Annotated in this window: 12 protein-coding genes and 1 pseudogene; 2 read left to right on the top strand and 11 right to left on the bottom strand. The window is 52.7% G+C overall.

From position 1 onward, the window contains the following. Nucleotides 1-99: 99 nt before the first annotated feature. From NOU37_01530 to NOU37_01495, 8 genes and pseudogenes are all read right to left on the bottom strand, one after another. A complete protein-coding gene (locus tag NOU37_01530) occupies nucleotides 100-594 on the bottom strand; it encodes a TlpA family protein disulfide reductase (GenBank protein MCQ4573916.1) in 495 nt (164 codons plus the stop codon). 44 nt (nucleotides 595-638) lie between these two features. Beyond that, nucleotides 639-932 (bottom strand): annotated as a pseudogene (locus NOU37_01525) (TlpA family protein disulfide reductase). A gap of 15 nt (nucleotides 933-947) precedes the next feature. Further along, complete coding sequence (locus NOU37_01520; protein ID MCQ4573915.1) at nucleotides 948-1,133, bottom strand: hypothetical protein; 186 nt, start codon at nucleotides 1,131-1,133, stop codon at nucleotides 948-950. 150 nt (nucleotides 1,134-1,283) lie between these two features. Continuing rightward, entirely contained in the window at nucleotides 1,284-1,640 is a 357-nt protein-coding gene (locus tag NOU37_01515; protein MCQ4573914.1) for a hypothetical protein, read from the bottom strand. Nucleotides 1,641-1,731: 91 nt separating this feature from the next. Beyond that, a complete protein-coding gene (clpB, locus tag NOU37_01510) occupies nucleotides 1,732-4,347 on the bottom strand; it encodes an ATP-dependent chaperone ClpB (protein MCQ4573913.1) in 2,616 nt (871 codons plus the stop codon). A gap of 78 nt (nucleotides 4,348-4,425) precedes the next feature. Further along, nucleotides 4,426-6,369, bottom strand: coding sequence for a molecular chaperone DnaK (dnaK, locus tag NOU37_01505; protein ID MCQ4573912.1), 1,944 nt, complete (start codon nucleotides 6,367-6,369; stop codon nucleotides 4,426-4,428). Nucleotides 6,370-6,525: 156 nt separating this feature from the next. After that, entirely contained in the window at nucleotides 6,526-7,317 is a 792-nt protein-coding gene (gene dapB / locus NOU37_01500; protein MCQ4573911.1) for a 4-hydroxy-tetrahydrodipicolinate reductase, read from the bottom strand. 3 nt (nucleotides 7,318-7,320) lie between these two features. Next, a complete protein-coding gene (locus NOU37_01495) occupies nucleotides 7,321-8,181 on the bottom strand; it encodes a rhomboid family intramembrane serine protease (GenBank protein ID MCQ4573910.1) in 861 nt (286 codons plus the stop codon). Between the two features lie 186 nt (nucleotides 8,182-8,367). Here NOU37_01495 and NOU37_01490 point away from each other — a divergent pair, with 186 nt between their 5' ends. Then, on the top strand, nucleotides 8,368-8,922 hold the full coding sequence (locus NOU37_01490) for an HDIG domain-containing protein (GenBank protein ID MCQ4573909.1): 555 nt from the start codon (nucleotides 8,368-8,370) through the stop codon (nucleotides 8,920-8,922). Nucleotides 8,923-8,947: 25 nt separating this feature from the next. On the opposite strand, the gene NOU37_01485 is transcribed toward NOU37_01490, so the two are convergent. Both NOU37_01485 and NOU37_01480 read right to left on the bottom strand, forming a co-directional pair. Further along, nucleotides 8,948-9,472, bottom strand: a complete 525-nt coding sequence (locus NOU37_01485) for a thermonuclease family protein (protein ID MCQ4573908.1) — start codon at nucleotides 9,470-9,472, stop codon at nucleotides 8,948-8,950. Between the two features lie 190 nt (nucleotides 9,473-9,662). Then, on the bottom strand, nucleotides 9,663-10,265 hold the full coding sequence (locus NOU37_01480; protein MCQ4573907.1) for a molybdenum cofactor guanylyltransferase: 603 nt from the start codon (nucleotides 10,263-10,265) through the stop codon (nucleotides 9,663-9,665). Between the two features lie 256 nt (nucleotides 10,266-10,521). Between NOU37_01480 and NOU37_01475 the strand changes: the two genes are divergently transcribed. Beyond that, complete coding sequence (locus NOU37_01475; GenBank protein MCQ4573906.1) at nucleotides 10,522-11,490, top strand: ROK family protein; 969 nt, start codon at nucleotides 10,522-10,524, stop codon at nucleotides 11,488-11,490. Nucleotides 11,491-11,499: 9 nt separating this feature from the next. On the opposite strand, the gene NOU37_01470 is transcribed toward NOU37_01475, so the two are convergent. After that, the gene (locus NOU37_01470; GenBank protein MCQ4573905.1) at nucleotides 11,500-12,996 is read right to left on the bottom strand and encodes a DegQ family serine endoprotease; all 1,497 of its coding nucleotides are present in this window, start codon (nucleotides 12,994-12,996) and stop codon (nucleotides 11,500-11,502) included. Nucleotides 12,997-13,061 lie beyond the last annotated feature (65 nt).

Raw genomic sequence — 13,061 nt, 5'->3', positions numbered from 1 at the left:
TCATTCCACAGAGTGCATTACGTCTCTCCACAAGACGTCTCTATAAGTAAGGCTGAGCCTGGCTTTGCTGAGATGAGACAACAGGCACTACGCCGGCTCCTAACTACTTTCCTTCAACAGCTCGATAATTCTCTTTTCGATCTCTTTCTTTCTGTCACTGTAGAACCCCACATCCTGCCAGCGTATCCCTCCCTTTCTGTCAATGTAAACATGATACGGTACGGACTTCACTCCAAAGGCGTCCATAATACTCTTATCCGCCATAAAGGTGGGATATCTGATGCCCGTTATTAACACAAACTCCCGGGCGTCTTCGTAGTCTTCGTCTACGGATAGACCGATTACAAGCAGCCCCCGCCTTTTATATTTGCGGTACATCTTGCTCATAAAGGGCGCTTCTCTTAGACAGTTTGGGCAATTATGCATCCAGAACTCAAGGATTATCACCTTCCCCTTGTTGGCGTGAAGTCTGGCCTCGAGTTCGGAGAGGTCTATCCCGGGCAGCAACGGAATAAACCTGCCGTAAACGGGTCCTGTTCGAGAGGAAAACAACACGCATACCGTAACGGCCAGGATTAAAAGGGTCCTGTACAAGATGCTCCCCCTTCTTTACGTCCGGATACCCGCCACAAGATACTCTATTCCCTCAGAAGCCCCGCTACTTCCTTTTCAATCTCCTTTTTCTTCTGCTCGTTGTACCCCAACTCCCTCGCGCGTTCCTTACCGTCTCTTCCAAAGAATATATTGAAAGGAACAGCCCTCACGGAGTACGTCTCCAGTACGTCCTTGCCCGCGATAAAATTAGGGTAGTTCATACCCGTCTTTTCCATGAAGAGCTTAACCATATTTGGTGGGGCACCCATGGACATGCCTATAATCTCCAGCCCGTCTTCTTTGTACTTATCATAAAGCTCCATTAGGAAGGGAACCTCCCTCCCGCAGACGGATCAGAACGGGGACCAGAAGTTCATTAACACCACCTTACCGTCGTTTTCGGCAAGGTGCTGCTTAAGGCCCTGGAGGTCAAGCGTGCCTAATGCCCCCTCTTCTTCAGCACTGACGGACAGGGGCAGGCAGGAAAGAAAAAGAATAATAAGCGAAACTGCGGCAAACACGGTGAGAAATTTACGCATGTCTTGTCTCCCTTCATCTACGGGGCCCCCTCTGGATCGCCACTCAACCGGGGGCCCACTGGACGTAAATATACCCGTTGAAGCCCAAACACTAACAGATAAAGTTGACTGCCTGTGTTTTCTCTTCTATTCTTCTCGGCAGACTTCTACTTATTTCTCCTCGATAACGCTAATTTCTTCCAGATCAATTATGTGTGCGTTTTCAAACACCCTGCCGGTAACTTCCACTTCTTTCATGGCATACTTATCGGTGTTTATCACTTCTTCACTCTTACTGTTTTCGAGGAAAGAGTATAGCTCTCCGCTGTTTGTCGCAAGAGCGTGCTTGTGACCGTAGACCTTGCATGCGGCATTGGCCCCTTCCGTCTTTTTCAGCGTGCACCCAAGGCAGACAACCGTCCCTTGAATGGTAGTGGTCTCTTCGTCAGCAACGCTCACCCCGAGGTCAGCAGCCGATAACGCAAGCCCTACAATTAAACAGAACATAATCAACAGCTTAGCAAACATGATTTAATCCTCCTTACGGGATAACCAAAAAAACTAACACCCTTCTTGTTTAGTTATTTCCAGTACGGGAGGATTTATTTCATATTTTTTGTTATGCCGCTGCGGTAGCCTTCGCAGCGCTAAATGATATCTTACCGTTTTTACTGGTCTGCACGTCAATCACAGAGCCTTCCGGAAACTTACCCTCAAGCAGATCCACCGCAAGGGGGTTTTCAATGAGATGCTGCACGGTTCGTTTAAGCGGCCTTGCCCCGTAGACCGGGTCGAAACCCTCCTCCAACAACCTGTCCTTAACACTGTCCTGTATAGCAATCTTCAGGTTGTGTTCGGCAAGCCTCTTTTGAAGGGCCTTGAGCTGTATGTCTATGATTTTGCGTAACTCTTCTTTCGACAGAGTGTTAAATATAATTGTATCGTCTATCCTGTTCAGGAACTCCGGTCTGAAAACCTCTTTCAACGCCTCACTTATGCGTTCCCTTAGCTCTTTTTCTTTAGCCTTCCCGCTGAACTCGTGTATCCACTGTGTACCTATGTTGGACGTCATGACGATGATTGTGTTTTTGAAGTCTACGGTCCGCCCGTGTCCGTCGGTGAGCCTGCCGTCATCCAGTACTTGCAGCAACACGTTGAACACGTCCCTGTGGGCCTTCTCTATCTCATCGAACAACACTACTGAATAAGGCCGGCGCCTGACGGCCTCCGTCAGTCTGCCTCCCTCCTCGTACCCTACGTATCCCGGGGGCGCACCAATCAGCCTGGCCACGGCGTGTTGTTCCATAAACTCAGACATGTCAATCCTCACCATGGCGTTCTCGTCGTCAAAGAGGAACTCTGCCAGCGCACGGCACAACTCGGTCTTCCCCACACCTGTAGGACCGAGGAAGATAAAAGACCCCACGGGCCTGTTGGGGTCCTGGAGTCCCGCCCTGGCACGCCTTACCGCATCAGAAACGGCCCTCACGGCCACCTCCTGACCCACAACCCTTTCCTCAAGCTTGTCTTCCATCTTCAGCAATTTTTGTTTCTCGCCCTCCAGGAGCTTGGAGACGGGTATCTTCGTCCACTTTGACACCACCTCAGCCACGTCATCGGCGTCGACCTCCTCCTTCAACAGGCATTTATCCTTCTGTATTTCGGCCAGTTTTTCGTGCGTCTTTTTTATCTCCTCTTCGTACTCCCTGATGCGACCGTAGCGTATCTCGGCCACCTTTTCCAGGTCTCCCTGCCGCTGGGCGGTCTTCTCCTCCACACGCGCCTCGTCTATCTTCGCCTTCAGGTCCTGTATCTCTTTTATCGCCCCCTTCTCATTCTCCCAATGCGCCTTAAGGCCGCTGAGCTCTTCCTTCAGGTCCGCAATCTGTTTCTCTACCTGCGACTTCTTCTCTTTGGATGCATGGTCTTTTTCCTTCTTCAGGGCCTCACGTTCTATCTCCAACTGCATAATCTTACGCTCGATCTCATCAAGCTCTGTCGGCATACTGTCCAGCTCGATTCTCAGTTTGGACGCCGCCTCGTCGATGAGGTCTATGGCCTTATCGGGAAGGAAACGGTCGCTTATATAGCGGTGAGACAGGGTGCTGGCGGCCACCAGCGCCGAGTCCTTTATCCGGATGCCGTGATGCACCTCGTAGCGTTCTTTAAGGCCGCGGAGGATGGCTATCGTGTCTTCCACGGTCGGCTCGCCCACAAGAACGGGTTGAAAGCGGCGCTCAAGGGCGGCGTCCTTTTCTATATGTTTGCGGTACTCATCTAACGTAGTGGCGCCGACACAACGCAGCTCGCCCCTGGCAAGCGCGGGCTTTAAAAGGTTTGACGCGTCCATGGCTCCCTCCGCAGCCCCCGCGCCCACAACCGTGTGCAGCTCGTCTATGAAGAGTATAACACTGCCTTCCGCCTCGCTTATTTCCTTTAGCACGGCCTTGAGACGGTCCTCGAATTCTCCACGGTACTTCGTGCCGGCAATGAGGGCGCCCATATCAAGGGCCATCACACGCTTATTCTTGAGCCCGTCCGGCACGTCACCGCTGACTATACGCTGCGCAAGGCCCTCGACGATGGCGGTCTTGCCCACGCCCGGCTCTCCTATGAGTACGGGGTTATTCTTAGTCCGTCTCGAAAGCACCTGTATGATACGCCTTATCTCATCGTCCCTGCCTATCACAGGGTCAAGTTTGCCGGACCTGGCCAGTTGCACGAGGTCCCGGCTGTAGCGCTCAAGTGCCTCATATTTCTCTTCCGGGTTGGGGTCTGTAACCCTGTGGGAGCCGCGAAAGGCCTTCAATGCCTGCAGTAACTCGTCTTTCTTCACACCGGCATCGGAGAGGACTCGGCCGGCAGAACTCTCCTTCTCGCCAGACATGGCCATAAGGATGTGTTCCGTGCTGAGGTATTCGTCCTTAAGCCTCCGGGCCTCTTCCCACGAGGCGTTTAATATCTCATTGAGTTCCTGACTTATGTAGACCTGGCCGATGGTGGTGGGTCCGCTCACCTGTGGAAGTCTCTCGATTACCTCCTGGCACTTAGAATATAAGAGGTCTTTATTTATGCCCAGTTTTTCGAGGACCGGCCCTACTATGCCCTGTTCCTGCCCGATCAGGGTGGAGAGGAGGTGCACGGATTCTATCTGCTGCTGTCCCTTTGACTGGGCGAGCTGCTGTGCGTCCTGAATGGCCCCCTGGGCCTTTATCGTGAGCTTGTCAAGTCTCATGTGACTTCACCCGTTCTCAAACAAAAAAGGTCGGGAATGACCCCGACCTTTCTAGAAGTGTAAAGTTGACGAATGTGGCTAGTCCTTTACATCGTAGTCGGCGTCAATGACCTCTTCACCACCCGGTTTTTCTTTTTTCTTGCCGCCACCTGCTGCACCTGCGCCCGGACCCGCGCCCGCGTCTGCACCAGGTTCCGGCCCGGCCTCCTGTTTTGCGGTAGCTTCGTACATGGCCTGTGCCAACTTGTGGGAGGCCTGTGTAAGCTCATCGAGGGCCTTTTTAATCTCCCCGGCGTCGTTACTATCCTTTAAAGATTTTAATCTGTCTAATGCCCTGGTAACGGCGTCTCTATCGGCCTGATCTATCTTGTCCCCATGTTCCGCCATTGTCTTTTCGGTGGCATATGTCATCTGGTCGGCCTGGTTCTTTACTTCCGCAAGCTCTCTGACATTCTTGTCCTCTTCGCTGTGTTTTTCAGCATCCTTCCTCATCTTTTCAACCTCTTCCTCTGAGAGGCCGGAAGACGACTTTATGATGATAGACTGTTCCTTGCCCGTGCCCGTATCCTTTGCATTTACGTTCAGTATACCGTTAGCGTCTATGTCAAAAGAGACCTCTATCTGGGGCATGCCCCGGGGCGCCGGCGGGAGGCCGGCCAGCTGGAAACGGCCCAGTGTACGGTTATCCTTCGCCATGGGCCGTTCTCCCTGCTGGACGTGGATGTCTACGGCCGTCTGGTTATCGGCAGCGGTGGAAAACACCTCTTTCTTGCCGGTCGGTATGGTGGTATTTCTCTGTATAAGAGTGGTCATTACGCCTCCCAGGGTCTCAATGCCCAGTGAGAGCGGGGTCACGTCCAGCAAAAGCACGTCTTTGACCTCGCCAGAGAGTACAGCGCCCTGAATGGCCGCCCCAACGGCCACCACCTCGTCAGGGTTTACACCCTTGCACGGTGCTTTATGGAATATCTCTTTGACCAGCTCTTGTACCCTGGGCATCCTGGTCTGACCGCCCACCAGAACGACCTCGTCCACATCGTCTGGAGAGAACTTTGCGTCGGCCAGGGCGCTCTCACAGGGCCCCTTACACCTCTGTATCAGGTGTTCGACCATTTGCTCGAATTTCGCGCGTGTAATGCTTGTGGTAAGGTGTTTTGGTCCCGTCTGGTCTGCCGTGATGAAGGGAAGGTTTATATCCGTACTCTTTGAGGTGGAGAGCTCACACTTTGCCTTTTCTGCCGTTTCCTTCAGACGCTGGTGTGCCATAGCGTCTTTTCTAAGGTCTATGCCGTTTTCCTTCTCGAACTCATCTGCCAGATAGTTTATAAGGACATCGTCCAGGTCGTCTCCTCCCAGGTGGGTGTCGCCGTTGGTGGAAAGGACCTGGAATACCCCGTCACCCACCTCCAGTATGGAGATGTCAAACGTGCCTCCCCCAAGGTCAAATATTGCCAGCTTGCCTGTTTTCTTCTTCTCGAGGCCGTAGGCGAGGCAGGAGGCCGTAGGTTCATTGATTATTCGTACCACGTCGAGGCCGGCTATCTGACCGGCGTCTTTGGTGGCCTGGCGCTGGCTGTCGTTGAAATACGCCGGTACGGTGATGACGGCTTTTTTGACCGGATGGCCAAGATATTCCTCCGCAGTTTTCTTCAAGTCCTGCAGTACCATGGCGGAGATTTCCGGCGGCGTGTAGTCTTTACCCCTTGCCTCTACCTTTACAAGCTCTTCCGGCGCACCTACTATCTTGAACGGAACAATCTTCTCTTCCGCGGATACCTCGCTGTGTCTCCGGCCCATGAAACGCTTTATAGAGAAGATGGTATTATTCGGGTTTATAATTGCCTGTCGCTTGGCCAGCAGGCCCACCAGGCGCTCCCCCTTATCGGTAAACCCGACACAGGAAGGGGTGAGTCTGCTGCCTTGGGAATTTATGATTACCGTAGGCTGGTCACCCTCCATTACGGCAACAACGGAGTTAGTGGTGCCCAGGTCTATACCGATTATCCTTTCCCTTTCGGCCATCTAAACGCTCTCCTTTCACAGCTCATGAGACGCGCCCTGTTTAAAGGCGCCATAATTAATAACTCAATAGATACGGATTTTCGTTTAACTTCATATTATAACATGCCTTTGCGCTTTTTCAAGCTCCTGAACGGTTGTATGAGGGCGGAAAGACGGCTAGACATGTATCACGTCTTTCATATCGTATAGCCCCGGCGGCTTATTCACGACGTATTTTGCCGCCTTGATCGCCCCCATGGCAAAGGTGTCACGGCTGTGCGCGCTGTGGACGAGTTCGATGGTCTCTCCCAGGTTTCCAAAGACGACCTTATGATCCCCCACGGTATCTCCCGCCCTTATGGCGTGTATACCTATCTCGCCCCTAGAGCGTTCCCCGACCTGGCCTTCGCGGCCATAGACGGCCACATCATCCAGTTTCTTTCCTGTCGATTTGCAGATTTCGTCGGCAATCTTAATGGCCGTGCCACTTGGAGAGTCTTTTTTGAACCGATGGTGTACCTCCACAATCTCAATGTCATAATCATCCCCCAGCGTCTTGGCCACCCGGGCTGCGAGCTGGAAGATGAGGTTTACCCCGAGGCTCATATTCGGGCTGATAAGACATGGCACCTGGCGGGCAGTTTCCTTGATTTTGGCGGTCTGTTCGGGGGTGTGTCCCGTGGTACATATTACCAGGGCCGTGCCCGCAGAGGCAAAATTGACCGCTTTTTCCACACTACAGGCTGGTTCAGAAAAATCGATGAGGACGTCTGCCTTGCCGTTAAACCCACGCGACACCTTTACGCCGCTTTCCCCCTGTCCCTGGGCGGTCCCAACATCTTGGCCAAGGAGCTGATGCCCCTCATGTTCCAGCGCCGCTACAAGCTGAAGTTCCCCGTCATTCAATACGTTTGCCACAACACTTGAGCCCATTCGGCCACAGGCCCCGTTAACCGCGACCTTAATCATATGTCATACCTTTCGCTCCATCTGCCATTTCTTGTATCTCTTACTGGCCGTTTGCAGGAACTCCAGCTCTCTCTTTGTAAGGTTCTCCATTCCCACACGGTTTACCTTCTCCAGGAGCATATCTACCCTTCTGCGTATCTCCACATTCTCCCTCACTTCTCTTTCCCTTTGCTTGGCCTGCCAGACCTCTATCATCCCCCAGAGTTTCGGCTCGTACCTGACAAACAAGAATCCGTAAAGCAATCCACCCAGATGCGCGTAGTAGGCAATGTTTCCCCCACTGGGCAGCAGACAGTTCAGGGCCGTTATGCCGGCGAATATCATGACCAGGTGTTTGGCCTTTATGGGGAAGATGAACAGGATTATGGTGGCCTCAGGAAAGTACATGGCAAAGGCCACTTCTATGGCAAAGACGGCACCTGAGGCACCCAGCAGGGCGCTGTTGTAACTCACACACGCGCTTAACAACGCGCAAAATATACCGGCGGTGAAGTACAAGGTGAGAAACTTCTTTGTGCCCATGGTCCTCTCTACGTCGGCGCCGAACATCCACAGGGCGAACATGTTGATGATAAGGTGCCATGGGTCGTAGATACTGTGCAGGAAGGTGTAGCTGAAAAGCTGCCAGAGCCAGAAGTTGCCTAATGTATCCGGCGGGTGAAACCAGAAGAGCTTGGTGAAAGGGTCTGGATAGCCGAGACCCGCCCCCTCAACGGGCCTGCCGCCACTCCACTGCGTGCTTATGGAGAAAAACAGGAGCTGGAGGATGAAGACCCCGACGTTGACGGAAATGAGTATTTTTATGACCTTTGTCCACTTGCTGCCAAAGGACATACCAAATTCGGGTGTGTACCACTGACTCATGTGCCAGCCTTCTTTACATGCGCTCGATAGTTTCGGTTAAAGTGTCAATGGCTAACGTATGCCAAAAACCGCTTATCTAAATATACTCATTTCGTCATAAAAGTCAAGACGCAGACGTTATTGAGATTCGGTAGTAGCGGGGTTATAATATCCACCTAGGTTTCTAACGTGTTTGGAGATACTGCCGTGAACAGGGAAGAGGCATGGGAGCTGTTTATGAGCCATGTCGGGCAGGAGAACCTGCGCAAGCACTGCCTGGCAACCGAGGCAATAATGCGCAGCCTGGCCAGGAGATTCGGCAGGGACGAGGAGAGTTGGGGTGTGGCCGGCCTGCTCCATGACCTGGATTTTGAATTGACAAAAGACAAACCCACAAGCCACACGCTCCGAACTGCCGATATACTCAGGGACAGGGGTGTCCCGGAAGACATGATAGAGGCCATCAAAGCCCACAACGCCGGGGCGCTGGGCATCGAACGCGACACGGAGATGGGCCTCGCACTCTCTGCCGCGGAGTGTGTCACCGGGCTTATCGTGGCTGCCGCACTGGTGCTGCCAGACAAAAGGCTCGCAAGCGTAAAGCCTAAGAGTATCATGAAGAGGATGAAGGAAAAATCCTTCGCAAGGAACGTGGACAGGCGGGGCATCAAAGAGTGCGAGAGACTCGGTATGGACCTGGAGGACTTTGTCGGGTTAAGCCTTAAAGCAATGCAGGAAATAAGCGGTGAGCTGGGGCTTTAGACCCTTCTACTAAAATGCCCGATAATCATTCCTGAGGTTGATACCGTACCCTCTCTACTATTGACCACAGACCCTGCCTGCCTTCTTTGGCCTCATCTTCAAGGCCCTTAAAAAACTCCGCATATCTCACGTTTGGCGGGTGTTTGGATGCCGAGGCGTAACCCTCCCTTACGAGTTCAGCGTTTACAAAAATATCCCCGACGTAAACGTATGCAAGAAACCTGCCGTATTTATCTTCCGGCTGAACGTCGAATATGAGCCTGACAGTCTTGTTCAGGACAAGGTTCTCATTATACGCCTTTGCCTTTTCCCCCAGCACGCAGGTGATTGCGTCCGCTTTCTTGATCGGTGGCGAGTTTACGCCAATATACCGCACACGCTTATCGTTGGAGAGGTCTATCGTGTCACCGTCTATTACCCGTATGCAACGTGCTGTCTCCTGATAGGGTGCGGCGGCGGGGGAGGCAATAAACAATAGTGTTATTAATAACACTCCACCTGTTATTCTTGTAATCAACATCTCCTTGTTTGCGGCCATCTTCCTCAACATTGTTATTGGGCCTCTGTTAGGTATAGAGTATTAGCGGAAATAGCCCTCTACAAATTGATGTATTTGGGGAATTTTACCCGTTGTATACAAAAATAGCAAATAGTATCTGTGTGGTTTGTGTACGTGTGGTATGTTCAGGGGCAGGATGTTTGAGGGCTTATAATTATGATTGTGGTATCAAGTGGTAAGGCTATGTCTTTTTGATTTTGAGAAGTTTCAAGACTCTCTGGTAGTCTTCCATAGTGTTGATATTCAGGAAGGCGTCATGACCGCCTTTTATGCCGGCAGTCTCTTCCTCTGTTACGACCTTCACCTTTACATCGGGAAAGAAACTTATCACCCTCCCGCTGCCGTTACTCTCAAGTTTTTTCTTAATTGCGGGGATGCAGTCTCTGGAGTAGATGGCATGCAGGGGTTCCAGTCCACCCTCCGTCTCCGGTATTGTGACGTCATATCCCTCACACCTCTCCTTCATGTATTGGATGAGCGCAGGGCTTACACAGGGCATGTCACAGGCTATCGCAAAGAGGTAAGGGTTTTTGATATTCGAGAGCGCCGTATAAATCCCGCCCAGTGGACCTTTATCGGATATGATGTCCGGGATGGCAGGTATACCCAGTGCCTCAAACTCTTCCGGGGCATTTGTAGAGAGGATTATTTCCTCAAAGATGGGTTTCAATCTCTGGAGTTGAAACTCTACCGCGGTAAGGTCGCCTATCTTCAAGAGGGCCTTGTCCCGGCCCATCCTTTCGCTCTTGCCGCCAGCCATAATTGCCGCGCTAATGTTAACCAACCGCCCCGTCCTCCGTATAAGTTCACTTTGCCCGCTTACGGCAGGGGATGGAGCCCCTGCCCTGTATCCCTTGAATTATTTTTATACTTTTATTTATGGGCAAAGGCAAATTATTTAAATTACGGCTGCCAGTAACCTTGACTTGCGATACTACAGTAGCTATCCTTATGGCCGGGATTCATTACCGACTTTGAGAGCGTACTATACCGGGATCGTAGTCTTGTCAAGATGACCCGCCGATCCCTCCAAGACCTTTATGAAGAAGAGAAGAAGAACATTAAAGAAGTTAGTGCTCGGCATTGACGTTGGCGGGACCAATATAAAGGCCGTCGCCGTGGACGGCCGGGGGCAGGTTCTTGCGGTAATGAAGCGGTCCACACTCGCCCGCAAGGGCCGGGATGCGCTGATAGAGCGCCTGATACTGACATTGAAGGACACGGCGAAGAAGGCGGGTGCCGGCATGGTGGACGTTACGGGGGTGGGTGTAGGGTTTGCCGGCCCGCTGGACCCGATAAAAGGCGTAGTATTTGACCCGCCGAATCTTCCCGGATGGTCGAACGTGCCGCTGAGGGACATACTTGAGCAGAGGTTGAACTTGCCGGTGTCTCTTGACAACGATGCCAATCTGGTTGCCCTGGGTGAACACTGGAAGGGCGCGGGCAGGGGAGCAAGGTGCCTGATATGTATTACCCTCGGGACCGGTGTGGGCGGCGGGATAATCCTGAATGGCAGGGTATGGCATGGCGTAGGCGGGGTTGCCGGGGAGATCGGGCACATGACACTGGTGCGCAACGGCCGCAGATGTGCATGCGGCAACAGGGGCTGCCTTGAGGCCTATGCCTCCTCCCAGGGACTCATCTTGAGTATGCAAGGGCTTATTGGGAAGGAAGAGGGTCTTAAAAATGACGGCAGGGTTACACCGGAGAGTATAGGAAGACGGGCGCGGTCTGGAGACGAGCTGGCCAGGAGGGCCATAGAGGATACTGGCAGAATACTCGGCGTAGCCGTTGCCAGTCTTGCAAACGTATTAAACCCCGACGTAGTCGTCGTTGGCGGCGGGGTGAGTAAACTTGGAGAGTGTCTTTTTGGCCCGGTTCGTGAAGAGGTGAGGAAAAGGGCCTTTTCCAAGGTAGTGGAAGGGCTGAAAATAGTTAAGGCTGAGCTGGGAGACAATGCCGGCCCGCTTGGTGCGGCAAGGTCTCTCATGCTCAGCCTTAGAACGTAAGAGTGTCTGTTATTCCGGCTTTAAAAGTACATAGTGAGTGGCCTTGCCCCTCTTGACAAGCAGCAGGATGCCTTTGTCCTGCGGCGAATCCTGTACTATCTCCCAGAACTCCTTTGTGTTGCTGGTCTTTTGTCTGTTTGCTTCCCTTATCAAGTCGCCCGGCCGCAAACCAGCCTCGGCAGCCAGACCGCCAGGCATCACATTCGTGACCAGCACACCCTCCGTCTCGTCCTCATAACCGAAGCGCGGTGCCAGTTGCGGCGTCAGGTCATCAAGCGACATGCCGTAGTCCCTCGGTGGCTCTGCTTTCTGTTCGCCGGGCATACCGGGCCGTGCGAAGAGGTCGGCGGGTTGTTCTCCGATGTCTACGGTAAGCTGTACGGGCTTGTTGTCGCGGAGCACCTCCAGCGACGCCTGCGTGCCTACGGGTGTCTGTGCAACCAGGTTCCTCAAGTCGTTTGTGTCTTCTATCTCCTTACCCTGATATCCAACTACCACGTCACCGCGTTGCATACCGGCCTTCTCTGCCGGGCTGTCGGGAGTAACGTCGCTTATCAGCACGCCTTCGGGCTCGGACAGGCCAAACGATTCGGCCAGATCTTCGCTAATATCCTGGATTGCCACACCGAGCCATCCCCTGACAACCCTCTTGTGCTCAATAAGGCTGTTCATAACGGTCTTTGCCATATTTATGGGAATGGCAAAGCCAATGCCCTGGTATCCGCCGCTTCTGGTGAATATCGCGCTATTGATACCGATTACCTCTGCCTGCAGGTTTACAAGGGGACCGCCGCTGTTTCCCGGGTTGATTGCGGCGTCCGTCTGGATGAAATCCTCGTAGTCTGCAATGCCGACGTTGGCACGTCCCACGGCGCTGATAATCCCGGAGGTTACCGTCTGGGTCAGCCCAAAAGGGTTACCGACCGCAAGTACCCAGTCACCTACGTGGACGTCGTCTGAGTTTCCTAATTTTGCTACCGGGAGCCCGTCACCGTCTATCTTTATTACCGCGATATCCGTTGGTGGATCGGAACCGACGACCTCTGCCTTTATTTCCTTCTTCGTACCCGGCATAATTACGTAGATTTCATCCGCGCCTTCCACTACGTGGTTGTTTGTGAGTATATATCCCTTGGAGTCTACGATTACCCCGGAACCGAAACCCTCCTGCTTAGGTGGGCGTCCGCCGAAAAAGCGCTCGAAGAAATCGTCCCCAAAACCATGGGGTTGGGCTCCACCGCCGGGTGGATGAAACTGCCTGAACTGCTCCTGCTTTATCACCTTTACCGACTTGACGTGGACAACGGACGGCTTGACGTAGTTTGCTATCTCTCCGAACAAGTCCTGGAACTTTACGGCAGCTTCCTGCAGCCTCTCAATCTCGGCCCTGGAACGCTCTGCCTGGACGGACTCTACGCTGAAGAAAGACGTCCATGACAGCGACAGCATAACAAGTCCCGCGGCAAGCGGTAGAATAGTAAGCCTCTTCAAACTTTTGCGCATCATTCCCTCCTCGATAAGCTATGGAACAAACTTTAGCCTCATGTCGAATATTAACAGATATCACTAAA

The sequence above is a fragment of the Candidatus Bathyanammoxibius amoris genome, assembly GCA_024451685.1.
Lineage (GTDB): Bacteria > Planctomycetota > Brocadiia > Brocadiales > Bathyanammoxibiaceae > Bathyanammoxibius > Bathyanammoxibius amoris.
The sequence above is the reverse complement of the archived record's forward strand: the minus strand, read 5'-3'. Positions and strand labels throughout refer to the sequence as shown.